Source organism: Gemmatimonadota bacterium, assembly GCA_016719105.1.
GTDB lineage: Bacteria > Gemmatimonadota > Gemmatimonadetes > Gemmatimonadales > Gemmatimonadaceae > SCN-70-22.
Map to the genome: position 1 here is coordinate 173454 of JADKAQ010000004.1, position 22684 is coordinate 196137.

21 protein-coding genes are annotated in these 22684 nt (G+C 69.4%); 16 read left to right on the top strand and 5 right to left on the bottom strand.

Going from position 1 to position 22684, the window contains the following annotated elements:
* Positions 1–148: 148 nt before the first annotated feature.
* Both IPN47_08810 and IPN47_08815 read left to right on the top strand, forming a co-directional pair.
* A complete protein-coding gene (locus IPN47_08810; GenBank protein MBK9408135.1) occupies positions 149–1045 on the top strand; it encodes an alpha/beta hydrolase in 897 nt (298 codons plus the stop codon).
* 430 nt (positions 1046–1475) lie between these two features.
* Entirely contained in the window at positions 1476–2795 is a 1320-nt protein-coding gene (locus IPN47_08815) for a DEAD/DEAH box helicase (GenBank protein ID MBK9408136.1), read from the top strand.
* A gap of 66 nt (positions 2796–2861) precedes the next feature.
* Here the strand turns inward: IPN47_08815 and IPN47_08820 are convergent, their stop codons facing one another.
* On the bottom strand, positions 2862–3281 hold the full coding sequence (locus IPN47_08820) for a prepilin-type N-terminal cleavage/methylation domain-containing protein (GenBank protein MBK9408137.1): 420 nt from the start codon (positions 3279–3281) through the stop codon (positions 2862–2864).
* A gap of 164 nt (positions 3282–3445) precedes the next feature.
* On the opposite strand from IPN47_08820, the gene IPN47_08825 reads away from it, so the two are divergent.
* The 4 genes from IPN47_08825 (at position 3446) to IPN47_08840 (ending at position 8329) form a co-directional block, all read left to right on the top strand.
* Positions 3446–3712: a hypothetical protein gene (locus IPN47_08825; GenBank protein ID MBK9408138.1), complete on the top strand. Its 267-nt coding sequence runs from the start codon at positions 3446–3448 to the stop codon at positions 3710–3712.
* Positions 3713–3899: 187 nt separating this feature from the next.
* The gene (locus IPN47_08830) at positions 3900–4979 is read left to right on the top strand and encodes an ATP-dependent 6-phosphofructokinase (protein MBK9408139.1); all 1080 of its coding nucleotides are present in this window, start codon (positions 3900–3902) and stop codon (positions 4977–4979) included.
* Between the two features lie 240 nt (positions 4980–5219).
* A complete protein-coding gene (locus IPN47_08835) occupies positions 5220–5585 on the top strand; it encodes a hypothetical protein (protein ID MBK9408140.1) in 366 nt (121 codons plus the stop codon).
* Between the two features lie 89 nt (positions 5586–5674).
* Positions 5675–8329, top strand: coding sequence for a DEAD/DEAH box helicase (locus tag IPN47_08840; GenBank protein MBK9408141.1), 2655 nt, complete (start codon positions 5675–5677; stop codon positions 8327–8329).
* Between the two features lie 91 nt (positions 8330–8420).
* On the opposite strand, the gene IPN47_08845 is transcribed toward IPN47_08840, so the two are convergent.
* The gene (locus IPN47_08845) at positions 8421–8972 is read right to left on the bottom strand and encodes a GNAT family N-acetyltransferase (protein ID MBK9408142.1); all 552 of its coding nucleotides are present in this window, start codon (positions 8970–8972) and stop codon (positions 8421–8423) included.
* 227 nt (positions 8973–9199) lie between these two features.
* Here IPN47_08845 and IPN47_08850 point away from each other — a divergent pair, with 227 nt between their 5' ends.
* Both IPN47_08850 and IPN47_08855 read left to right on the top strand, forming a co-directional pair.
* Positions 9200–9796: a TetR family transcriptional regulator C-terminal domain-containing protein gene (locus tag IPN47_08850; GenBank protein ID MBK9408143.1), complete on the top strand. Its 597-nt coding sequence runs from the start codon at positions 9200–9202 to the stop codon at positions 9794–9796.
* Positions 9793–10485 carry a sigma-70 family RNA polymerase sigma factor gene (locus IPN47_08855; protein ID MBK9408144.1) on the top strand — a complete coding sequence of 231 codons (693 nt, stop codon included), beginning with the start codon at positions 9793–9795 and terminating at the stop codon, positions 10483–10485. The genes IPN47_08850 and IPN47_08855 overlap by 4 nt, the downstream gene beginning before the upstream one ends.
* Before the next feature lie 65 nt (positions 10486–10550).
* Here the strand turns inward: IPN47_08855 and IPN47_08860 are convergent, their stop codons facing one another.
* Positions 10551–11210 (bottom strand): CGNR zinc finger domain-containing protein, encoded by a 660-nt coding sequence (locus IPN47_08860; GenBank protein MBK9408145.1) that lies wholly within the window; start codon positions 11208–11210, stop codon positions 10551–10553.
* Between the two features lie 185 nt (positions 11211–11395).
* Here IPN47_08860 and yjjX point away from each other — a divergent pair, with 185 nt between their 5' ends.
* The 8 genes from yjjX (at position 11396) to IPN47_08900 (ending at position 20310) form a co-directional block, all read left to right on the top strand.
* Positions 11396–11974: an inosine/xanthosine triphosphatase gene (yjjX, locus tag IPN47_08865; protein ID MBK9408146.1), complete on the top strand. Its 579-nt coding sequence runs from the start codon at positions 11396–11398 to the stop codon at positions 11972–11974.
* Complete coding sequence (locus IPN47_08870; protein MBK9408147.1) at positions 11974–12447, top strand: acyl-CoA thioesterase; 474 nt, start codon at positions 11974–11976, stop codon at positions 12445–12447. Before yjjX ends, IPN47_08870 begins: the two co-directional genes overlap by 1 nt.
* Positions 12444–13706, top strand: a complete 1263-nt coding sequence (locus IPN47_08875) for a 4-hydroxy-3-methylbut-2-enyl diphosphate reductase (protein MBK9408148.1) — start codon at positions 12444–12446, stop codon at positions 13704–13706. The genes IPN47_08870 and IPN47_08875 overlap by 4 nt, the downstream gene beginning before the upstream one ends.
* Positions 13703–14719, top strand: coding sequence for an aldose 1-epimerase (locus IPN47_08880; protein MBK9408149.1), 1017 nt, complete (start codon positions 13703–13705; stop codon positions 14717–14719). The genes IPN47_08875 and IPN47_08880 overlap by 4 nt, the downstream gene beginning before the upstream one ends.
* Before the next feature lie 55 nt (positions 14720–14774).
* Positions 14775–16403, top strand: a complete 1629-nt coding sequence (locus IPN47_08885) for a D-aminoacylase (protein MBK9408150.1) — start codon at positions 14775–14777, stop codon at positions 16401–16403.
* A 164-nt stretch (positions 16404–16567) separates the two neighbouring features.
* Positions 16568–17056 carry a (2Fe-2S)-binding protein gene (locus IPN47_08890; GenBank protein ID MBK9408151.1) on the top strand — a complete coding sequence of 163 codons (489 nt, stop codon included), beginning with the start codon at positions 16568–16570 and terminating at the stop codon, positions 17054–17056.
* Between the two features lie 9 nt (positions 17057–17065).
* Positions 17066–19441 carry a molybdopterin-dependent oxidoreductase gene (locus tag IPN47_08895; protein MBK9408152.1) on the top strand — a complete coding sequence of 792 codons (2376 nt, stop codon included), beginning with the start codon at positions 17066–17068 and terminating at the stop codon, positions 19439–19441.
* A gap of 2 nt (positions 19442–19443) precedes the next feature.
* A complete protein-coding gene (locus IPN47_08900; protein MBK9408153.1) occupies positions 19444–20310 on the top strand; it encodes a xanthine dehydrogenase family protein subunit M in 867 nt (288 codons plus the stop codon).
* Positions 20311–20392: 82 nt separating this feature from the next.
* Here the strand turns inward: IPN47_08900 and IPN47_08905 are convergent, their stop codons facing one another.
* Together IPN47_08905 and IPN47_08910 are read right to left on the bottom strand one after the other, a co-directional pair.
* Positions 20393–21112 carry an SRPBCC family protein gene (locus tag IPN47_08905; GenBank protein MBK9408154.1) on the bottom strand — a complete coding sequence of 240 codons (720 nt, stop codon included), beginning with the start codon at positions 21110–21112 and terminating at the stop codon, positions 20393–20395.
* Between the two features lie 171 nt (positions 21113–21283).
* The gene (locus IPN47_08910) at positions 21284–22543 is read right to left on the bottom strand and encodes a porin (protein ID MBK9408155.1); all 1260 of its coding nucleotides are present in this window, start codon (positions 22541–22543) and stop codon (positions 21284–21286) included.
* Positions 22544–22684: the final 141 nt, after the last annotated feature.

The following is a 22684-nucleotide window of genomic DNA, read 5'->3' on the forward strand; positions in this document are numbered from 1 at the left end:
TGGGCGCGAGCCCGCGCGATGCGGCGAGCCCCTGCACCTCGGGGGCTCGCCGCATGACGTCCGCCCCAGTTCCCGTGTCTTCATTTCGGGCGCGGGGAGCGGCAACTTTCGATGGCGCCTCCTACGAAGCCATCTCACACCCCCTCGCGTGCTGGTCAGTCTCTTTCGCGGGCGACTCTCGCCTGACGAGTGGTATCCCGCGCTGGAAGCCGACCTGTCGGCGCGGCTCGTGAGGCTCCCGGGCGGCGAGCAGGCGCGGGTCGTCGAGGGTGGCGACGCGCGGCATCCGCCGGTCCTCTTCATTCACGGGTGGGGGGCGTCGGCGTACTACTATCGCAAGCTGCTCCCGGCGGTGCTGCGGGCCGGGCGACGCGTGATCGCGATGGACCTGCGCGGACACGGCGGCAGCGACAAGCCGATGGACGAGTCGCTCTACACCGCCGACGCCATGGCGGCCCACGTCGAGGGCGTTATCGACGCGTTGGGGTACGATCGCCTCGACATCGTGGCCCATTCGTTAGGCGGTGGTGTCGCCCTCGACGTGGCGCGTCGGCAGCGCGATCGCGTGTCGACCCTCACGCTGCTGGCCCCGGTCGGACTCGCCCCCGTGCGCTTCCTCGTGCTCGCGCGGATGGCGACACCCGGGGCGGTCGCGCCACTCGTTCGGTATGCGGTCCCGCCCTGGAGCATTCCGCTGGTGGTGCGCGCCCTCAACGGTACCCTGGGCGATTTCGCCTTCCGTGACGTGGACGAGTACTGGGCGCCGACGCGCGATCCCGCCTTTGGCTGGGCGCTTCGCACGCTGCTGCATCACTACCGCCTCGCACCGCGCACGCGCGAGGAACTCGCGCAGATCACCGCTCCCGTCCTCCTCCTGCTCGGCGGGCAGGACCTCCTGGTGCGCGCGGCCGAGTCGGCGCAACGGGTCACGTCGCTCCCCGGGTGGCGAGCCCGCATCGTGGCGCGCGCCGGGCACGTGCTGGCGGAGGAGGTGCCGCAGACGGTGCTCGACGAGCTGCTTCCCCACTTGGGCGTCGATCGTTAGGCGTGCCACGCGTCGCGCGTCGCGCGGTACTCGGCACGCGTCGCGCGCCACTCGCCACTCGGCACTCGGCAGTCCGCACTCGGCGCTCGAACGCGCGGCGTCGGCCCGCGGCCGCATGAAAAGACGTACCGGCCGAATGCGCCTCGCGCCTGGCATGATTCGTCGGTCGGTCGATTGCACCCTTCGCCGCACCGTGACATGACGCGGGCGGGTGCGCCGACCGCGATACCCTCTCGAACCGCGCCGCACACTCGCGTCGTGCACAGGAGCGATGGGGCGCCCCCCGACCGGCCGATCGCGCCGTCCCTGAGGCGCGAGCACAATGACCCGGGCACGCAAGACACCGGGAAGCTGGTCAATCGGGCGGTGGCGTGTGCCGCCCGCCGCCGCTTAGCTTGCGGGGACCAAAACGACTCAGACAACAGGCGGAATGAAGACCTCAAGTCCCGCGGCCAGGCAGCGCAAGCCCGCGGCGAAGACCCAGGCCCGGCCGGACGCTCCGGCCGGCCCGGCTGAAAGCACCCCGAGCAGCGAAGAGTCAGACGTCGTCGAGACGGTCGACGCGTCAGCCGCCGCTCCTGTAGCGCTCATCGACGCCGTCGTCGACGGCCCGTCCTTCGCCGAACTCGGCCTCGCCGCCCCCATCGTGCAGGCGGTTGCGGCTGCCGGCTATCGCGCCCCCACGCCGATCCAGCGCGACGCGATCCCGCTGGCCATGTCCGGGCGCGACGTCATGGGGCTGGCCCAGACCGGCACCGGGAAGACCGCCGCCTTCACGCTTCCCATCATCCACCGGTTGTTAGGGGGGGAGAAGCGCCTGCGCTGCCTCATCCTCACGCCCACGCGCGAGCTGTGCCAGCAGGTCGACGAGAGCTTCCGCAAGTACGGGCAGTTCACCGATGTCGAAGTGGCGCCCATCTACGGTGGCGTCGCGTACGAGCCCCAGGAAAAGGCGCTGCAGAAGGGGGTCGACGTGATCGTGGCGACCCCCGGTCGCTTCATCGACCACATGGAGAAGCGCAACGCGTCGCTCGACGCGCTCGAGATCCTCGTGCTCGACGAGGCCGACCGCATGCTGGACATGGGCTTTGCGCCGCAGATCAGCCGCATCGTCGGTGGTATCTCGCCGTATCGCCAGACGCTGCTGTTCAGCGCCACCATGCCCCCGGAAGTCGAAGCGCTGGCGCGGAAGTACCTGCGCCGTCCCGTGGTGGTGCAGGTGGGACGCCGCTCCTCGGCGGCCAGCACCGTGCGGCACGCGGTGTATCCCGTCCCCCGCGGGCGAAAGAACGATCTCCTCGTCGAGCTGCTGCGACGTCCGGAGATGGACTCGGTCCTCGTCTTCACGCGCACCAAGCACGGGGCCGATCACGTCGTGCGCGACCTGCACACCGCCGGCGTCGAGGCCACGGCCATGCACGCCGACAAGACGCAGGCGCAACGCACGCAGGCGATCGAGCGCTTCAAGAGCGGCGACATCCGCGTCCTCGTGGCGACCGACATCGCGCAGCGCGGCCTCGACATCTCGGGCATCTCGCACGTCATCAACTACGACGTGCCGGCACAGGCCGAGGACTACGTGCACCGCATCGGGCGCACCGGTCGTGCCGCGTCGACGGGCGATGCCTTCACCTTCATGTCGCCCGACGAGATCGCGATGGTCCGCACCATCGAGCGCGTCCTCGGACAACCGATCGAACGCATCTCGATTCCCGGCTTCGACTTCGGCACGGTCGCCGCGACCACCTGACGGCCTGCGGCGCCTCCGCCCGGACGAGCGGCGACCGATGCCGCTCGCCCGTCGGCCGGTCTCGCCTCATCGCTTGACCCGGCCAGCGCGAGAGACCGTCACGGTCTCCGCCGCCGCCCCGCGCGTGATGATGAGCCGCGCGTTCGCGGCGCCGTACCCCAGCCCCAAGGGATAGAAGGCGATCGAATCGCGGCTCGCGCGCATCGCCACTCGAAAGAGCGAGTCCAGTGGCACGCGCGAGAGGGTATCGCGTCCGGCGTGCACGGTGGCGTGCGCCGAGAGCGTGTCGAAGCGCACCGCGGTCCGACGTTGCCAGCGCAGCGCCTGATGACGCGCGTCGGCGAGCGCCGAGACGAGGAGCGAGGTGGCGCCGTGTACCGCCGCACGGTCGCGCACGCGCGCCACCGACGGGATCGCGATGAGGGCGATGACGCCGATCAGCGTGACCGTGATCGTGAGTTCCAGGAACGTGAAACCGCGGCGCATGCGCCCTCCGGTTGGCGTGGTGCCCCATGGTCGCGGCGGTGGCGACCGAGGGCCTCACCTTTTCTGCGCATGTTGTATCCCGGGATTGCGGCGGCGGCGGGGCGTCCCGATGCCGCCCGCGGGTGCCTTTCGCCAACGGCGTTCCCGCGCGATACTCTCCGCCCATGACGTTCTCGAACGCTCCTCGAGCGCGGCTCGCCGTCGCCTCACTTCTGGTGCTCGCCGTCGCGGCGGCCGCCTGCGCCCCGCCGTCGCAGCAGGACATGCAGACCGCTCAGGCGCTGACCGAGCTGGGCGAGTCCTACAATGACCTGCGGCTCACGCAGCAGGAGTTGCAGGATCAGGTCGACTCGCTTAAAGCTGTGGTAGTCCGGCAGGATTCGGTCATTCGAACGCTGGCGAACCTCGCCGGGGTGCAGCTCCCGCAGTGACTCCCCCGCGGCCGACGGGCTGCGCCGGGGCTGTAATCGTTTACCTTTCCGGCGGGTTCACAAAACTCCACTTTTCGGTGCGTGCGGGGGACCGAGACACCTTCTGGTGCATCGGCCGCCTCTGTCGCGCGGCCGATAATTCCCCGTAGGATCTCCTCCTACACGACCTCCCTCTCCACTTCACGAGATGCGCATCGCGATCTCCACCGGCGGCGGCGACGCCCCGGGGCTCAACGCCGTCATCCGCGCCGCCGTCCTCTCCGCCATCACGCGCGGCTGGGACGTGCTCGGGATCTGCCGTGGCTACTACGGCCTTCTCGGCGAGGACGACATCATCCCCCTCACGCGTGACTCCGTTCGCGGAATTGCGCACCTGGGAGGGACGATCCTCCGGACCACGAACCGGGGCAATCCGTTCGAGTTCCCCGTGCGCCAAGCCGACGGGTCGTTCATCGAGGTGGATCGGTCAAAGGAGATCTTCGAAAACGCGGACCGCCTCGGGATCGACGCCATCGTCACCATTGGCGGCGACGGTTCGCTCGCCATCGGCCAGCGCCTCTTTGAACGTGGGATGAAGATCGTCGGTGTCCCCAAGACCATCGACAACGACGTCAGCCACACGATCACGACCTTCGGATTCGACACGGCGGTCAACACCGCCATCGAGGCGATCGACAAGCTGCATACCACCGCCGAGAGCCACGATCGCGTGATCGTCATGGAGGTCATGGGACGCCATGCCGGCTTCATCGCGTTGCACTCCGGGGTGGCCGGCACCGCAGACGTTATCCTCATCCCCGAGATCCCCTTCGACATCGAGAAGGTCTGCGCCAAGGTCCGTGCCCGCGACCGCGCGGGGCGCCAGTTCTCGATCGTGGTGGTGGCTGAGGGGGCCTATCCGGTCGGCGGGCAGGAGTCGATCCTGGGCGAATCGCTTCCGGGGCAGGCCAAGCGCGTGGGTGGCATCGCCGGCCGCCTCGCCTGGGAGATCCAGAACCGCACCGGGAAGGAGGCGCGCTCGCTCGTGCTGGGCCACCTGCAGCGCGGTGGTGGGCCGACCGGCTACGATCGCCTGTTGGCGACCCGCTTCGGCGGCGCCGCCATCGAGGCGGTGGAAAAACAGAAGTGGGGGCATATGGTCGCCCTGCAGTCCCCGCACATCGTCACGGTCCCCTTTGTCGACGTGATCAACCACCCGCGCAGCGTCGAGCTGGACCACGACCTGATGCGGACCGCGCGCGCCACCGGGATCTCGTTCGGCGACTAGCGGGTGGCGCGGTCGCCGCGGCTCGGAGCGCGAGGGGGACGCCAAGAGTGAGCGGGGTGTCCCCGTGTCCTCCCCGATCGTCTGCGCTGAGGGACGGGTTCCGGACGCCTCGCGAGGGGCCCCTCCGTTAAGGTGTTGTCTGTGAAGTGGTTAGGTCGACTTGCCGAACGGGGCGACGGCGAGGCACTTTCCGTGCACCGTCACACGGGTAGTTCGATTCCCGATTCGCATGGAGCAGCGGTGATCTCTCGACTCGGCTTGGCGGTGACGATGATGTTGGGGGCGGCGTTGCTGCCGGCGCAGGCCGACGCGCAGGGGCCGCCGCCGGTCCGCTCGCTCGTGCCAATCAAGGCGAAGGCGGAGGGGCGCGAGGAGATCCCGGCGTCGTATCTCCCGCCCGAGGGGATGTGCCGCATCTGGATCGACAACGTCCCGCCGTCGCAGCAGCCTGCCCCGACCGACTGCGCGAGCGCCATCAAGAACCGTCCCTCGAACGGTCGCGTGATCTTCCCGGAGGACGGCCCGCGGGCCCGAAAGGGAGACAAGACGGAGCGCGACGAGAAAGCGACCGGCAAGGGGAGCAAGCCGAGGCGTCCCGGCGAGTAGATTACGGCGTGCTTCGCGCCGTCCAGGATCGCTCGCTCCCGCCGGACCATGACGCCTTCGTTGCGGCCGAGCCGCCGACGGGGCGGGTCATCATCATCGCGCCGACGCGGGCGGCGTGCGAAACCATCGAGATCGCGTTAGGCCTGCATCTCGACACCGTTATCGAGCGGGAGCACGGCGCGGAAGTGCGCGCGCTGGCGGCGTCGGGGACGGGCTTCGGCATCGTGGCCGGCACCGGGACCGGGAAGACGCTCGCGGTGCGTCCCATCGCGCAGGCGATCCTGCGCACCGAGACGCTGCGCATCGGCGTGATCAATCGCGAGCGCGAGGCGACCCCCGAGACGCCCACGTGGAACGTGATCGTGGTGACGACGGGGATCGCGCGCCGCTGGTTCCAGGACGGCGACATCCTCTCCCGCGATACACTGGTCATCGACGAGATCCACCAGACGTCTGCCGAACTCGAGCTCTGCCTCGCGTTAGGCAAGCGGGTCGGCTGCCGCTTCATCTGGCTCTCGGCCACCGTCGATCCGCGCTTCTACGCACAGTACCTGCAGTCGTCGGCGGTGATCCAGTCCACGGCCTTCGACCCGCGCAAGGCGGCGGACGTCCGCGTCGTGCGCAAGGACCCATCCGACTTCCTCGACGACAAGTTCCTGCAGCAGGTGATGAAGCAGAAGCGTGGCGTCGGGATGTTCCTCCCCACGCGTGCCGCCGTGGAGCAGGTGGCGGGACTGGTGGCCGACCGGTTCCGGCGCATCACCTCGGCCTTCTACCACGGCGGCGAGCCGATCCGCGTCATCCGCCCATTCCTGGAGGAGGGGGTGGAGAAGCCCTTCTTCCTGGCGATGACCGCGGCGGGGCAGAGCGCGCTGAACATCAAGGGACTCGATACCGTCATCATCGACGACACGCGCTTCACGAACGTGGTGGAGCGCGGGAAGAACGTCCTCACGCGCACGCATCTCGGGAACAACGAGATCTTGCAGATGGCGGGGCGCGTGCACGGGCGCGTCGACGACGGGAAGGTCTACATCCTGAGCGACCGCGACCTGCACTGGTCGTCGCTCCGGCCCACCGAGCCCGATTTTCAGCTGGCGGGTGATTCAGAGCGCGTGGCGCTCACCTGTGCCGACCTCGGGGTCCGCGCCGATGAACTCGACCTCCCCGTCCCGCTCGACCGCGGCGCCTATCGGCGCGCGCTGCAGCACCTCGAGGGGCGCGGCGTCATCGAGAACGGGCGCCTGTCGCGGTACGGGCGCCTGGTCGAGAAGCTCCCCGTGGAGCGCGAGTGGGCGGAGCTGATCGTGCACGGCGAGGACACGTTGATGCCGTACCTCGCCGTGATGGCCAGCGTGGAGTCGCTGCACCGGATGACGCGCGACGAGCGCGACCTGGGCGGGCTCATCGTCTCGGGGAGCGACCACCTCACGGCCTACAACGTGTATGCCGAAGCGTTCGCGAAGGCCGGCTACATGGGCGAAGTGTACGGGTTGCCGCGGCAGCTCTTCGACGAGGCCGAGATCAATCGCTGGGCCGATCGTCGCGGTGTGCTGGTCAAGGCCATCGAGGATACGGCCCTCGCGATGGCGTCGGTGTATCGTGGCGTCGGCCTCCCGCTCCCCGACGTGATGCCGCTGGTGACCGACGAGGTCCGTCGCGCGTTCTGCGATCTCGTCGCGCGCATCATGCCGTTCGACCTCGTGATCGACGAGGCGACCGTGGACGGGCAGGAGGCCCGCGTCTCGAAGAGCAGCGTCTGCGGGTCGTGGGGGGCGGTGGCGGGGTCGCTGCGATACTTCGCTGACCGTCATGGGGTCCCGCGCGCGGCGATCGAGGGGACGCAGGTCCCGATGGGGCTCGTGCGAAAGTACGCGCAGCGCGGCGAGTCCCGCCTCACGTACGATGGGCGCGGCAAGCGCGACGCCCTCATTCGCGAGTCGCGGCTGACCTACTTCGGCTTCGATCTCGAGCGCGACGAGGACGTGCTCGACGAGTTCCCCGAGGGGCAGGAGCAGGCGGCGCGACGTGCGATCGCCGAGGCGCTGGCGCGAGGCGAGACTCGGCACGTGGCCGTCAAGCGCAATCGTGCGGCCATCGAGGAAGCACGTGAGCTGTACCGGCGCTCCGCCGGGGCCACGCCGCGACTCGGGCTCGCCGAGCTGACGGCGATGTACGAGGAGGCGTTAGGCGAGGTGCGATCGATCCGGGAGTACCGGGGGGCGCCCCTGCGATTGCCGCGGACGGGGTGGGTCTCGCCGGAGGAGCGCGAGCGCCTGCTGGCGCTCCCCGGGCACCTCGACCTGCGCAACAAGCCGGTGGGGATCGAGTACGACGTGGAGGAGGGGGGTGGCGAGGACGGGCGTCCGGCAACGGTCGGCGTCGCGCGGCTGGTCCTCCCCGAGAAGCTGGCGCGGACCCTCGTGGACGAGGAACTCCCGCGCCTGGATCGCCCGCTGCGTTTCGTCGTGCACCGAGGGCAGCGGGGGAGCGTGCGCGCCGCGACGCTGCGCGAGTTGCAGGAACTGCTCGACCGCCCGTGGTCGCCCGATGAACGTCATGCCGGCCGAGAGGAACGGGACGAAGAGCGTCACCGGCGTCGTCGTGAACGAGACGCCGCCGACGTGCGCGGACAGTTTGCGCGTGAGCGTCGGCACGGACGCCCAGGTGGGGGACGAGGGGGAGACGGACGCGGCCGCGACGACCGGAAGGGGCGTGGCGGTGGAGGACGGCGCGGGCGCTAGCGCGGTGTGCGTCGCCTGACGTCAGTGCCGGCACCATGCACGCCGCCACGATGGCAGCGGCAGCGCCGCCACATCGGGTGCGACGCGGAGGTCACGCGTCGGGGAGAACGGCTACGTACGTCTCGCGCTTGAACGGGACGAAGCCGCGCGCGAGGTAGTTGGGGAGGGCGGCCGGGCCGTCGAGCGTGCAAGTGTGTAGCCAGATGCGCGACGCCCCCCACTCCCACCCCTCGTCGATGGCGCGCGCGAGCAGGGCACGGCCGAGCCCGCGCCCATGGCGAGAGGGGACGAGTCCGAAGTACGCGACTTCGACGGCGCGATCGGTCCCCATCGCGAGCTCGAAGTACCCTCCGATCCCGTCCGCATCGCGGAGGATCCAGATCCGGACATCCGGCCGGGCGAGGTAGGTCGCGAGCACCTCATCGCTCCACGACAGGCGGTCCAGCCAGAAGTAGGCTCGCCCCACCTCGCGGTAGAGTTCGCGATAGGTCTCCACCGAGCAGGGCGACTCCTCGGCGATGCTGGCGTCCGCGAGCGGCTTCGGGGCCGCGCGCTCGGCGCCAGGCGCGAGGAGCTGGAGGTAGGTGCGTTCGACCGTCACGGTGCGCATGCGCGGGAAGCTACCGGTCGAGACGCCGAGCATCCATCGCGCTCGACACGCGGAGCCTGCCCGTCCTTCGGCGCCCATATTCCAAGCAAGGCGCCGCGATCCCTCGGACGGACGGTCCCGAGGTGCGAGTTGTCAGACCGGTCGAGTGTCCGCGCAAGGTCCATCAGCCGTGAGGGTTACGCGATTCTCTCCTCAATGCATACAGAAATTGTCGCCTTTTCGTTCTTGCCGATCGGACTCTATGGTCCTATACTGCCGCCGTGAACGAAACCAGATCTCGAATCATCGACGCCGCCGCCGTGCTGATCGCCGAGCGAGGGTTCAAGCGAACCTCGATCGACGACGTCATCGACCGCGCCTCCCTGAGTGGCAAGAGCCACTTCTATCACTACTTCAAGTCCAAGGACCAGCTTGGGCTCGAAGTCCTGAGCCGGCAGTTCGAGAAGTTCGCCGAACGCGGCCTGGCGATCCTTCGCGAGCCGATGATCGAACCGATCGAGCGGCTCAACCTGTTCATCGATTCGCTGGTGGCGCTGCAGACGGAGCGCGGCTTCCGTATCGGCTCGCCGTTCGGGAACCTCGCGTCGGAGATGGCCGACATGCACGAGGGATTCCGCGAGCGCCTCACGCTCGTCTTCGAGCGTTGGGCGTCGCAGATCCAGTCGTTGCTGTGGGAGGCGCGTCCGTTCCTTGTCGAGGACGCGGACACCGGGCGCCTCGCGCGCTTCATCATCGCCACGCTCGAAGGGGCGTTGATGATGTCCAAGGTCAGCCGCGACGCCGAGATGCTGCGGGGAATTGCGGCCGACCTCAAGCGCTTCGTCGCGATGCACATGCGCGAGGGGGTGTCGACATGACGCGGCTGGCGGAGATCGAAGGGTTGCCGACCGAGCGGTCGCTGGATGAGGGCGACCTCGCGAGCGAGTACCTCGTCGATGAGCCGACGTCGGAGGCGTCGCCCAGTCCGGCGCGCATCTCCCGGGCCGACCTGCTGCGCCGCGCGGAGTTCGAGCGCGAGGCGATGCTGCATCTCGATGCCCTCTACAGCTTCGCGCTCAAGCTCTCGCGTTCGCGCGACGACGCCGAGGACCTGGTGTCCGACACGATGCTACGCGCGCTCGAGCGGTGGGAGCAGTACCGGTTGGGGACCAACATCCGCGCCTGGCTGTTCACGATCCTCTATCACCTCTTCGTCAGCCGCAAGCGGCGCATCGATGCGCGTGAAGTGCTGGCGCCGGACGATTCCGATGGCGGCGCACCGTTCGAGCCGGTCGGCGAGACCGATCCCGAAGGGGCGTTTTACAACTCGTTCATCGACGAGCAGGTGGTGGCCGCGATCCAGGCCCTGCCTGGCGAGTACCGCTCGGCGGTGATGCTCAGCGACGTGCAGGGGATGCGGTACGCCGAAGTCGCACAGGTCCTCGGCGTCCCCGAGGGGACGGTGAAGTCGCGCCTGTTCCGTGGGCGCCGGATCCTGCAGAAGAAGTTGCGCAGTTACGCGACGGAGATGGGATACATCCGCACGAGCGCCCTGCCTAACGGCTAGGGCGAGGCGACGGATATTCGGGCGGGGGCGGGAGCGCAGCATGGCGCCCCCGCCCCCGCTGCCGTTCAGGCCTGGCTCGGATCGCCGTGCGCGTCGCCGTTCCCCGCGCGGGGCAGCTCGTCGCCCTGACGCTCGCGCTCGCGAAAGCGCGCTGCCTTGGCGCGGTTGCCGCAGGTGGCCATGTCGCACCAGCGCCGGCGCCCGTTGCGCGTGGCGTCGAAGAAGACGCGCGAACAGCGGGGGTCGCCGCAGCGCCGCACCCGCAGCAGTTCGCCGGCGATGAGCGAGTCGGCCGCGGACTCGACGACGGGGATGATCAGTCCGGCGAAGGCGTCGCCGACCGGCACGAAGGCACGCGCGAACGACCCATCGGCGCGGCTCTCGACGCGGCGCGTTCCCGCGCTGCGCCCGAGCACGCGGTTGATTTCGGCGAGCGCATCGCCCCGGACTCGTTCGGAGTTGGCGCCCCGCTCGGCGAGTGCTCGCATGGCGGCGCGCACGCGTCGCGCATCGACCAGTGCGGCCGCGGCGCCCGCCGGTTGCTGCTGGGCGCGTCGCCGCATCCCCAGTGCACGCTCCGCGTCGAGAATCCCGACCACCTCGAGAAAGCGCACGAGCGCTTCGAAGTCCCGCAGCAGGTCGAGGCGCGCGCTGCGTCGCACGTCGTCGGTGTTCACGAAGTCGAGCCAGAGCCGTTCACCGATGAGGATGAACGGGGATGGCACGGCGCGCGAGTGGGGCGACGGCCGTACAGCATGCAGCGGGGCGTGCGCGTGGAGGGATGGCATGGGCGCCCTAGCTTATCCCGCCCCCCGAACGGGAGCAAGGAGCGCCGTCGGTCCCTGCCGCCCCTTAGATTTCCCCCGCCGGTCCGACCGGACCGGTGTGCCCCGAACCCTCGTCGTCGTCCATGCATTTCCCGCACGCGCCGCGCATCGCCGTGGGCTCCCGCAACCCGGTCAAGGTCGGGGCGGTGACGCAAGTCGTTAGGCAGTGGCAGGCGGCGGCGCGCATCGAGGGCGTGGCCGTGGCGTCCGGCGTTCCCGACCAGCCGCGCGGCGACGACGAGACGCGCCGCGGCGCCGCCACGCGCGCGCGTGCCGCGCGCGCCGCGCTCGATGCGGACATCGGGATCGGGATCGAGGGTGGCGTCGTCGATGATGACGGCGTGACGATGCACACCTGTGCGTGGGCCGCCGTCGCGTTGCGCGACGGACGCGAGTTCATCGGCGGGTCGCTGGCCATGCCGCTACCGCCCGCGGTCGCGGAACTCGTGCGGCGCGGCGTCGAACTCGGCCACGCGATGGACATCATCACCGGCGGACGGGATACCAAGCATGGCGCCGGCGCGGTGGGCATCCTGACCAATGGCCTGATCGACCGGCAGAGGGCGTACGAGATCCTCGTGACCTACGCCTTGTCGCCGCTCATCGCCTCCGACTACTGGGATGGCGTGGACGTGGCCACCGCCACCGCGACGGGGGCCTGATGCGGCGCGCGCCGTTCATCATTCACGAACGCGTGCGATGGGGCGATTGCGATCCCATGGGGATCATTCGCTACGACGCCTACACCCGCTTTTTCGAGTTGGGCGAGTCGGAGATGTTCCGGTCGCTCGGCATCGGCTACGCCGCCTTTGCCGAACGCTTCGGGATCACGCTGCCGAGGCGGGTGATGCACCTCGAGTTTCCGTCGCCGCCGCGCCTGGACGAGCTCCTGGAGCTGCACGTGTACGTGTCGGAAGTGGGCGGGAGCTCGTTGCGCCTCAACTTCGACGCGTACGGCGACGGTGGGGCGCTGCGCATGGAGGGCTTCCTCGTCCTCGTCTGCGTGCACGACGGCCCGGAGCGCGGCGACGCGATCCGTGTCAAGCGCTGGCCGCCGGCCTTCCTGGAGACACTCGCCCCGGTTCGATTCCGTGTTGACGAGGCGCGCGCGACGCGCCTGGAGAACGTCCAATGAGCACGCCTGCCACTCCGCCCGATAGCTACTACCGCAAGGGATTCGGCCTGGGGTCGGAAGTCCGCGACGACCTGGCCGCCGACTACACGGGACGGCTCGTCGACCTCCTGCGTGCGCGAGACTACACGTTGACAGCGGGCGACGTGACCGTCCGGCTGGCCAAGGAATTCGGCTTCTGCTACGGCGTCGACCGCGCGGTGGAGTATGCGTACCAGACGCGGCGCAAGTTCCCGGACCGGCGCCTCTTCCTGCTGGGGGAGATCATCCACAATCCCCACGTCAACGACAACCTGCGGCGCATGGGGATCGAGATCCTCGAGCCGCTGGAGGGAGCGCGGGACGGTGAGCCGCGCTTCGACTTTTCCGTCGTCGCTCCTGAAGATGTCGTGATCCTCCCCGCGTTCGGCGTGACGGTTGCCGACTTCGCGGCGCTGCGCGAGCGCGGGGGGGTGATGGTCGACACCACCTGCGGGAGCGTGCTCAACGTCTGGAAACGCGTGGAAGCGTACGCGCGTGACGGCTTCACCTCCCTCATCCACGGGAAGTACTACCACGAGGAGACGCGGGCCACGGCGTCTCAGGTGCTCAAGTATCCCGGCGGGCACTACCTGGTCGTGCGCGACATGTCGGAGGCGGAGGCGGTCTGCGCCTACATCACGTCGTTGGGGGCCGGGGCGGTCAACGCGGCGGCGCGCGAGGCGTTCGCCCATCGATTCGCCAAGGCCGCCTCCCCGGGCTTCGACCCGGATCTGCACCTGCGCCGCATCGGGGTCGCCAACCAGACCACGATGCTCGCCCGCGAGTCGCTGGAGATCGGCGAGGTGGCCGGCGAGGCGATGGCGCGAGCGTTCGGCCCGGAGTATCGCGCGGCGAACTTCCGGACCTTCGACACGATCTGCTCGGCGACGCAGGATCGGCAGGACGCGGTCAACGAACTGCTGAAGGAGCCGCTCGACGCGATGGTCGTGGTCGGAGGGTTCAATTCCAGCAACACGATCTCGCTCGCGGCGCTGTGCGCCGAGCACGTCCCCTCGTACCACGTCGAGGACGCGGAGGCGATCGAACCGGCGACGCGCTCGCTCCACTATCGGGTGGCCGGGGTGAAACACGTGGAAGCGGACGCGACCGATTGGCTCCCGCCGAGCGGGGCCGTGCGCGTGGGGCTGACGGCCGGCGCCAGCACGCCCAACAACAAGATCGGGGAAGCGGTGGCGCGCATCTTCGCCACGCGCGGCATCGCCGTAGATTCGATCGTGTGAAGTTCCCGTTCCTCTCGAAGGCTCGCCCTGCCTTTCCGACCGCCGCCGACTTCGGCTTCCTGGAGCTGCGGGGCGGGGGTTCGCGCGTCGTCATCGTCCCGTCGTTAGGTGGCAAGCTCACCGAACTGGAGATGGGCGGACGGCAGTGGCTGTGGACGAGCGACATCGTGCCGCTGTCGCGGGGGATCGACGGGACCTCGTACCTGGAGTCGGGCGACAGCGGGGGATTCGACGAGTGCTTCCCGACGGTGTCGGCGTGCCGCGTCCCCGGATGGGTCCGCGCCTTCGGCGGCATCGAGCTGCCGGACCACGGCGAGCTCTGGTCGCAGGAACCGGTGCTCACCGTGCGCACCGGGGCCGACGGACAGCGTGCCATCCTCACCTGGCGCGGCGTGCGCTTCCCGTACCGACTGCAACGGGACATCAGGGTTGCGCCTGACGGAACGGTGCACATGGAGTACGCCCTGGCCAACGACGGCACTGAGCGCCTCCCGTTCCTCTGGGCGGCGCACCCGATGTTCCCGATGAGCGCCGAGACGCGCGTGGTCCTCCCGGAAGGCGCCCGGCTGCGCGTCTTCGCGCGACACGAGATCGAACTCGGCGAAGTGCGCTCCGAGCATCGCTGGCCGTTCATCCGCGGCAGCGGGAAGGTCTACGACTTCAGCCACCCGTTCGCCGCCGCCAAGCGGTACGCCTGCAAGCTCTTCGTCGACATGCCCGAGGGGTGGGCGACGCTGCGCGAGGGGAACCAGGAGCTGGCGATGCGATTCGATCCCACGCTCGTGAGCCACGTCGGCGTCTGGCTCAACAAGAAGGGGTGGACCCCGTTTCGGCGCGAGGAGCCGTATCTCAACCTCTCGCTGGCCCCGTGCATCGGCGCCCCCGACGCCTTGAGCGACGCCCTCGGCGACTGGAAGAGCGCGGCATGGGTCGAACCGGGGGGCGAGCACCGGTGGTGGGTGAGCTACGAGGCACGGACGGTCGTGACGGAGCCGGAGACGCGCGGCAGCTGAGTTTGCCGAGGGGCGCGCGGGGCGACAGCTTCCCTCGCGTCCCCTTTCCCGAGGCCTGCTCGTGTTCGTGCGCTCCTCTCGTCGCTGGTGGACGTCGGTGCTCGTCGCCGTCCCGATCCTCTCGTGTGCAGCTGCCGGGCTCGCGCAGGGGCAAAGCGGGCCGCCCTACGACCTCCTGATTCGCGGCGGCACCGTCGTCGATGGCACGGGGCGCGCGCGATACCGCGCCGACGTCGCCGTGCAAGGGGATCGCATTGCGCGCGTGTCGACGACCCCGATCGACCCGACGGGCGCACGCCGGGTGATCGACGCCACTGGGCGCATCGTGGCGCCGGGGTTCATCGACCTGCACGCACACCTCGAACCGCTCTTGCGCCTGCCGGCCGCTGAAAGCCACGTGCGGCAGGGGGTGACGCTGGCCCTCGGCGGCCCCGATGGCGGGAGTCCACTGCCGCTGGCGCCGTACATGGATTCGGCGCAGCGGGCCGGGCTCGGCATCAACGTCGCGTACCTCGTCGGCCACAACGCGATCCGCACGCGGGTGATGGGGCTCGCCGATCGCGCCCCCACCGCACCGGAGCTGGCGCGCATGCAGGCGCTGGTCGAGGAGGGGATGCGCGACGGCGCCTTTGGCCTCAGCACCGGGCTGCGCTACATCCCCGGCTTCTATTCGGCGACCGACGAGGTCGTGGCGCTCTCGCGAGTGGCCGCCGCGCGCGGTGGGATCTACACGTCGCACCTGCGCGAGGAGGGGCTGGGGCTGTTCGAGGGGGTCGGCGAGGCGATTCGGATCGGGCGGGAGGCGCGCATCCCGATCGTCCTCACGCATCACAAGGCGATCGGCAAGGCGATGTGGGGGCAATCGGTGCGGACCCTGGCGATGGTCGACTCGGCGCGCGCCGCGGGGATCGACGTGATGATCGACCAGTATCCGTACACGGCGAGCCAGACCGGGCTCTCGGTGCTCATCCCGCCGTGGGCGTTGGCCGACGGCGACAGCGCCCTCGCCCGTCGCATGCGCGACCCGGTCCTGCGCGACAGCATCCTGCGCGGGGTGATCGACTACATCGTCAACGACCGTGGGGGGGGCGACATCCGTCGGGTGCAGTTCGGCCGGGTGGCGTGGCAGCCGGCGCTGGAGGGGAAGACGCTGTTCGATTGGGCGACGCAGCGCGGCGTCCCGACGACGCCCGAAGGGGCGGCGCCGCTGGTCGTCGAGGGGCAGCTCAACGGGGGGGCGACGATGATCTACCACGTGATCGACGAGGGCGACGTGCGGCGGATCATGCAGCATCCCCAGACGATGATTGCGTCTGACGGTCGGCTCACCGTCCCGGGTGAAGGGGCGGCACATCCGCGGGCGTACGGGACCTTCCCGCGGGTGCTGGGGCGCTATGTGCGCGAGGTCGGGCTGCTGACGCTCGAGGAGGGGGTGCACAAGATGACCGGCATGCCGGCCGCCCGGCTCGGCCTAACGGGGCGCGGGGTGATTGCCGAGGGGGCCTCGGCCGACCTCGTGGTCTTCGACGCGGCGACCGTGGCCGACCGGGCAACGTTCGCCGATCCGCACCAGTATCCCGCCGGTATCGGCGACGTGCTGGTGAACGGGGTCCCGGTCGTGTCGGGGGGAACGATGACGGCGGCCCGTCCCGGGAAGGTGTTGCGGCACGTGCCGTCGCGGTGAGGTGAGCGGGAGGGGGGGAGCGAGTGTGGTGCCCCTCCCACCGATGCGTCGGGGTGCGATGCGTGACGTGGTTGCTTGACGGGTCCGCGATTGCGCGCCATGCTAGCGGTCTCGCGCCTCGGTTGACGGGCGCGGGATGACCTCCCTCCTTCCGGAGCTTCAGCATGGCAGAGATCAACGTCTCGGTGAACGGGCGTGCGTATACGCGCGACGTCGAGCCGCGCACCTTGCTCGTCCACTTCCTGCGCGATGCGCTTGGCCTGACGGGCACGCACGTCGGTTGCGATACCAGCCAGTGCGGCGCATGCACGGTGCTGTTGGATGGTCGCGGCGTGAAGTCGTGCACCGTCCTGGCGGTGCAGGCCAACGGCGCGAGCGTGACCACCGTGGAAGGGCTCGAGACAAACGGGCAGTTGCACCCGTTGCAGGCGGCCTTCCGCGAGGCGCACGGGTTGCAGTGCGGCTTCTGCACGCCCGGGATGATCATGTCGAGCGTGGACCTGCTGTCGCACAACCCCAATCCGACGGAGTCCGAGATCCGGCACGCCCTCGAGGGGAACCTGTGCCGTTGCACGGGCTACCAGAACATCGTGAAGGCGGTGCAGCAGGCCGCGCACACCATGGCGGGCGGCTCTGCCGTCGCCGCCGACTGAGGATCACACATGGCTACGACAGCAGAACCGGGCGCCTCGCTGATTGGCGCGAGCATCAGGCGCAAGGAGGATCCCCGGTTCATCACGGGGAAGGGGCGCTACACGGATGACGTGAAGTTCCCGGGTCAGACGTACGCCGCGTTCGTGCGCTCGCCGCATGCCAACGCGACCATCAATTCCATCGATGCTAGCGCCGCGCTGGCGATGCCAGGGGTGCACGCGGTGCTCACCGGCGAGGACATGAAGGCGTCGGGAGTGAACCCGATCCCGCCCGGGTGGCTGCACCCGGGGATCAAGATCGCCGAGTTCCGTCCATTGGCGGTGGGGAAGGTGGCGCACGTCGGGAATGCGGTGGCGGTGGTGATCGCCGACTCGCCGACGCTTGCCCGCGATGCGGCCGACCAGGTGATGGTCGACTACAGCGATCATCCGGCGGTGGCCGATGCCGTTGCCGCCCTCAAGCCAGGGGCCCCGCAGGTGCATCCCGATGCGCCGGGGAACGTCGTCTTCACGTGGGCGTTAGGCGACGCGGCCGCGACCGATGCGGCGATCGCCGGGGCCGCGACGGTGGTGAAGACGCACCTCGTCAACCAGCGCCTCATCGCCAACGCCATCGAGCCGCGGGCGTCGCTCGCCAACTACGACGCGGCGGCCGATGAGCTCACGCTGTACGTGACGTCGCAGAACCCGCACGTGCACCGCCTCATCATGGGGGCCTTCGTGCTCGGGTTGCCTGAGCACAAGTTCCGCGTGATTGCGCCTGACGTCGGCGGCGGTTTCGGCTCCAAGATCTTCATCTATCCCGAGGAGTGCGTGGTGGCGTGGGCGTCGAAGACGCTGGGCCGCCCCGTGAAGTGGACGGCGACGCGCAGCGAGTCGTTCCTGACCGACGCGCACGGCCGTGACCACGACACCGACGTCGAGATGGCGTTCGATGCGGGCGGGAAGATCGTCGGATTGCGCGTGAAGACGATCGCGAACCTCGGGGCCTACCTCACGCTCTTCGCCCCGGCCGTGCCGACGTACCTGTACGGCACGCTGCTCTCCGGGCAGTACAACATCCCGGCGATCCACGTCGACGTGACGGCGGCCTACACGCACACGACACCGGTCGACGCCTATCGCGGCGCCGGTCGCCCCGAGGCGACGTACCTGCTCGAGCGGACGATGGACGTAGCGGCGAAGCAGCTGGGGATCGACCCCGCCGAGTTGCGGCGGCGCAACCTGATTCCCGCGAACGCCTTCCCGTTCCAGACGGCGGTGGCGCTGCAGTACGACAGCGGCAACTACGAGCCCGCGCTCGACAAGGCGCTGGCGATGATCGACTACACGGGGCTGCGCGCGATGCAGGCGACCGGGCGCACCCAGGGGAAGTACATCGGCATCGGCCTCTCGGCGTACATCGAGGCGTGCGGTCTCGCGCCGTCGCACATCGTCGGCTCGTTAGGGGCGCAGGCGGGGCTCTACGAGTCGGGGGTGGTGCGCATCCATCCCACCGGCAAGGTGACGGTACTGACGGGGTCACACTCGCACGGACAGGGGCACGAAACGACGTTCGCGCAGATCGCGGCCCAGGAGCTGGGATGCGGGATCGACGACGTCGAGATCGTGCACGGCGACACGGGGCGCGTCCCCTTCGGCATGGGGACCTACGGGTCGCGTTCCGGCGCGGTCGGTGGGGCGGCGCTCTTCAACTCGTTGCAGAAGATCAAGGAGAAGGGGCGGCGCATCGCGGCGCACCTGCTCGAGGCGGCGCCGGAGGACGTGGACTTCGCCGGCGGCAACTACTTCGTGAAGGGATCGCCGTCGCGCTCGAAGGGCTTCGGTGAGGTCGCCCTGGCGGCGTATCTCGCGCACAACCTGCCGCCGGAGATGGAGCCGGGGCTCGAAGCGACGACCTTCTTCAACCCGGGGAACTTCGTCTTCCCGTTCGGGGTGCACATCGCCGTCGTCGAGGTCGACGCCGACACCGGCCATGTCACGGTGCTCCGCTACGTGGCCGTCGACGATTTCGGCAACATCATCAATCCGATGATCGTCGAGGGGCAGCTCCATGGCGGCATTGCGCAGGGCACCGCGCAGGCGCTGTGGGAAGGGGCGCAGTACGACTCCAACGGCCAGCTGCTGACCGGCTCGATGATGAACTACGCGCTCCCCAAGGCGGAGTTCCTCCCGAACTTCGAGACGGGCGCGACCTGCACGCCGTCTCCCGTCAACCCGTTAGGCGTGAAGGGGGCTGGCGAGGCGGGAACGATCGCCTCGACCGCCGCCGTTGCCAACGCGGTCAATGACGCCCTCTCACCCTTCGGCATCACCCACCTCGACATGCCGCTGACGCCTCCCAAGATCTGGCAGGCGATCCACGCGTCGAAGGGAGGGAACTGACCATGTATCCAGCATCCTTCGAGTACCACACGGCGTCGAGCGTGCAGGACGCGCTCGCCATGCTCGCCCAATACGGTGACGACGCCAAGATCCTGGCCGGGGGGCACTCCCTGATCCCCGTGATGAAGCTGCGCTTCGCGGCACCGGCGCACCTCATCGACATCGCGCGCATCCCGGCGCTGTCGGCCATCACCGACGGCGGGAACGCCGTGCATGTCGGGGCGACCGCCCGTCACGCCGACGTCGTGTCGTCGGCGGTGATCAAGGCCAAGGCGCCGCTCCTGTCCGAAGTCGCCTCGCACATCGGCGATCCGCTCATCCGCAACATGGGGACGATCGGTGGGTCGCTGGCCCACGCCGATCCCGCGGCCGACCTGCCGGCCGCCATGCTGGCGTTAGGCGCGACCCTGGTCGCGACTGGCGCCGCCGGCGCGCGGCAGATTGCGGCTGACGACTTCTTCACCGACGTCTTCACCTCGGCCCTGCGCCCGGACGAACTCCTCACGGAGGTGCGGGTGCCGGCGCAGGGGGCGGGGAGCGGCGGGGCGTACGAGAAGCACCCCGATCCGGCGTCCGGCTACGCGATCGTCGGGATTGCGGCGCAGGTGCAGGTGAGCGGCGGGAACTTCGCCGCCGCCCGCATTGGCATGACCGGGTTGGGCCCCAAGGCCATGCGCCTGACGGCGGTGGAAGCGGCGCTCGCCGGGAAGCCGGCAACGGCCGCGACCGTCGCGGCGGCCGCCGCGCATGCCGCCGATGGTCTCGTCTTCGTCGATGATTCCAGGGGGAGCGCGGCGTACAAGGCCAACCTCGCCACGGTCTTCACCCGGCGCGCCCTCACCCGGGCGCTGGCGGCCGCGACGGCGTAATGCCCTCCGGTAGCACTCGGCCCCCGGCGATACCGCACGCGGTGTCGCCGGGGGCCGTGTCGTTGTGGCGTCGTGCCCGCCCCTACGACCGTTTCCCGAACAGTCCGGAGAGCCAGGAGACGAAAACCTTCCACAACAGGGGGAGCGCTCGCAGCTCCTCACCGTGCGCGACCGCTGGTGCCGTCGATGGCGTCGGCACGCGCGCGGCGACCGGGCTCTCGGTGCCCGCGGTGCCCGCGGTGCTCGCAGCGGGCGGCGTCTCCGGTGGAGCGCCTAACGCGTCGTGAGCGGCTGGCGACGCAACGTCGACGACGGCAGGGGCGGCCTCGGCGACCTCGCTCGCATGCGCCGCCTCGAGCTTGGCGCGGACCGACTCGGCGAACTGCTTGAACAGCTGCTTGTTGACCGACTCGATAAGGCCGCGCCCGAACTGCATCACGCGCCCGGCGATCTCGATCGCCGCGTCGACGCTGACTTCGCTCGTACCGTCCGCCTGCGCCGTGACGTGGCCCGTCATCGTCATGCGGGCCGAGCCCGGGCCACCGCTCTCCTTCCCCTCGGCGACGATCTGCATACGCCGCTCGGCGTCGTCGACCTTGGCGAGGCTGGCCTTGCCAGCGTACGCGGCGGTGATCGGCCCGACCTTCACCTTCACCCGCCCTGCGTACGTCTGCGCGTCGATTGTCCCCGTGAGCTCGGCGCCGGGGAGGCAGGTGACGACCTCGGCCGGGTTCTTGAGAAACTGCCACACCCGGTCAGGCGGCGCGGCAACGCGGAAGGTTTCGTTGAGGGTAAGCGACATGAGAGGCGGGAGACGAGAGACGGGAGACGGGCGTGCACGCCAAGGCGCGGCGCGCGAAACAGTCAATCCGTCCAGCATGCGCCGGTCGAGTACAACGCGCGGTTAGGAACATACCCGCCCCCCCCAAGCCTCGCATCCCGCGCCGACGATCTCCCGGCTCCCGCCGAAGGCCTAGTAGTTGATCTGCGCCTGCAACCGCAGGAAGCGCCCCTTCTGGTGATTGCCGATCGTGGCGGCGTCTTCGAAGACGCGGTCCGACGACGTGTACTGTGCGGTCAACTCGAAGTTGCTGAACGGGAGCCACTCGACACCGGCCTCGGCCTCGTGCACCTCATAGTGCCGCGCATCCTGCTCGACCTTCTTGCCGCCGTGGTAGCTGTGCAAGCGGGCGAAGGGCTGGATCACCTGCCCGTGCGTGCGCCACCGGTACATCGTCTGCACGAAGCCACCCTGAAGCGAGCGGTCGTCGATGGAGCGCGTGCCCGACACGAACTCCGGTCCCTTCCCCCAGTTGTACTCTGCCACCACGCCGAACGGTTGCGCATACCAGGTGAAGGAGAGCGCGACGCGGTCGTCCTGGTACTCGGGGAGCGAACGCACGTTGGCCGACTTGGCCGGGAGGACGAAGCGGCCGTTGTAGCCGCTGATCCCGGCTTCGACGAACTGGCCGTTCGCCAGGCGCCACGGATAGCTCAGGCGCATGACCGTGTGCAGCGAGTTGTTCGCTTCGGGACGGTTGGCCGTCTGGCCGTTCATGACGCCCAGGCCGAAGACGCCGTAGTCGCCGGTCCCCTTGAACCCGCTGTCGACGAGAATCTTGAAGCGCTGGCGGGCCTTGGTCGACGCCCAGTAGTAGAAGACGCCCATGTCGCGCTCGTTAGGTATCGCGCTGTTGAGGGCGTCGTTCCGGTCGAGCGGGAGACGGTTCTGCGACGACTGCAGGTTCTCGAAGCCGAAGGGGACCTTGCTCTGCCCGATGCGCAGCCGGTGCTCCTTCTTGGTGTCGAGCGAGAGGTCGAAGTACGCGTCGCGCAGCTGCAGGTAGTGCAGCGAGCCTGCGGCGTCGGTTCCGTAGTCGGGCTGGATGTAGATCGAGACGCGCGGATGCACGTCGCCACTGATTACGAGACGGCCGCGCCGCAGGAAGATCCCACCGTTGTTCCCGATCGAGCGGTCACACTGCGAGCAGTTGAGACTGGGGTTCGTCTCGAGCAGGCGGTTGTAGCGCAGCTGCGCATACCCGCGGAGCGAGATGCGGTCGTACCAAGGACGAGCGGGAGCCGGCTGGGCGGCAGGCTTGGCGCTCGGCGCAGCGGTGGGGCGTTCAACAGAGGCCGGCGCGACCGAGTCGCGCGGCGCCTGGGCGACGGCGACGATGGGAACTACCAGGATCGCGGCGAGCCAGCGGGCGTTCCGCAGAAGAGAAGGCATGTGCCTTGGGCTTTCGAGACGAATGGGGTGGGCCGGCGGCGCACCCCCCTCGGGAGGGAGATCTCCCGTTACAATTCGAGGGGAAATCTGTTACAAAAGGGCGTGCGACCAACGCGTAACGGCGACCGTGACGGACTCGTT

Excerpts from the sequence above, each read along its gene's own strand:
- IPN47_08815 (MBK9408136.1), top strand. The coding sequence starts at position 1,476 with ATGAAGACCTCAAGTCCCGCGGCCAGGCAGCGCAAGCCCGCGGCGAAG.
- IPN47_08820 (MBK9408137.1), bottom strand. The coding sequence starts at position 3,281 with ATGCGCCGCGGTTTCACGTTCCTGGAACTCACGATCACGGTCACGCTG.
- IPN47_08825 (MBK9408138.1), top strand. The coding sequence starts at position 3,446 with ATGACGTTCTCGAACGCTCCTCGAGCGCGGCTCGCCGTCGCCTCACTT.
- IPN47_08830 (MBK9408139.1), top strand. The coding sequence starts at position 3,900 with ATGCGCATCGCGATCTCCACCGGCGGCGGCGACGCCCCGGGGCTCAAC.
- IPN47_08845 (MBK9408142.1), bottom strand. The coding sequence starts at position 8,972 with ATGCTCGGCGTCTCGACCGGTAGCTTCCCGCGCATGCGCACCGTGACG.
- IPN47_08855 (MBK9408144.1), top strand. The coding sequence starts at position 9,793 with ATGACGCGGCTGGCGGAGATCGAAGGGTTGCCGACCGAGCGGTCGCTG.
- yjjX (MBK9408146.1), top strand. The coding sequence starts at position 11,396 with ATGCATTTCCCGCACGCGCCGCGCATCGCCGTGGGCTCCCGCAACCCG.
- IPN47_08870 (MBK9408147.1), top strand. The coding sequence starts at position 11,974 with ATGCGGCGCGCGCCGTTCATCATTCACGAACGCGTGCGATGGGGCGAT.
- IPN47_08875 (MBK9408148.1), top strand. The coding sequence starts at position 12,444 with ATGAGCACGCCTGCCACTCCGCCCGATAGCTACTACCGCAAGGGATTC.
- IPN47_08890 (MBK9408151.1), top strand. The coding sequence starts at position 16,568 with ATGGCAGAGATCAACGTCTCGGTGAACGGGCGTGCGTATACGCGCGAC.
- IPN47_08895 (MBK9408152.1), top strand. The coding sequence starts at position 17,066 with ATGGCTACGACAGCAGAACCGGGCGCCTCGCTGATTGGCGCGAGCATC.
- IPN47_08900 (MBK9408153.1), top strand. The coding sequence starts at position 19,444 with ATGTATCCAGCATCCTTCGAGTACCACACGGCGTCGAGCGTGCAGGAC.
- IPN47_08905 (MBK9408154.1), bottom strand. The coding sequence starts at position 21,112 with ATGTCGCTTACCCTCAACGAAACCTTCCGCGTTGCCGCGCCGCCTGAC.
- IPN47_08910 (MBK9408155.1), bottom strand. The coding sequence starts at position 22,543 with ATGCCTTCTCTTCTGCGGAACGCCCGCTGGCTCGCCGCGATCCTGGTA.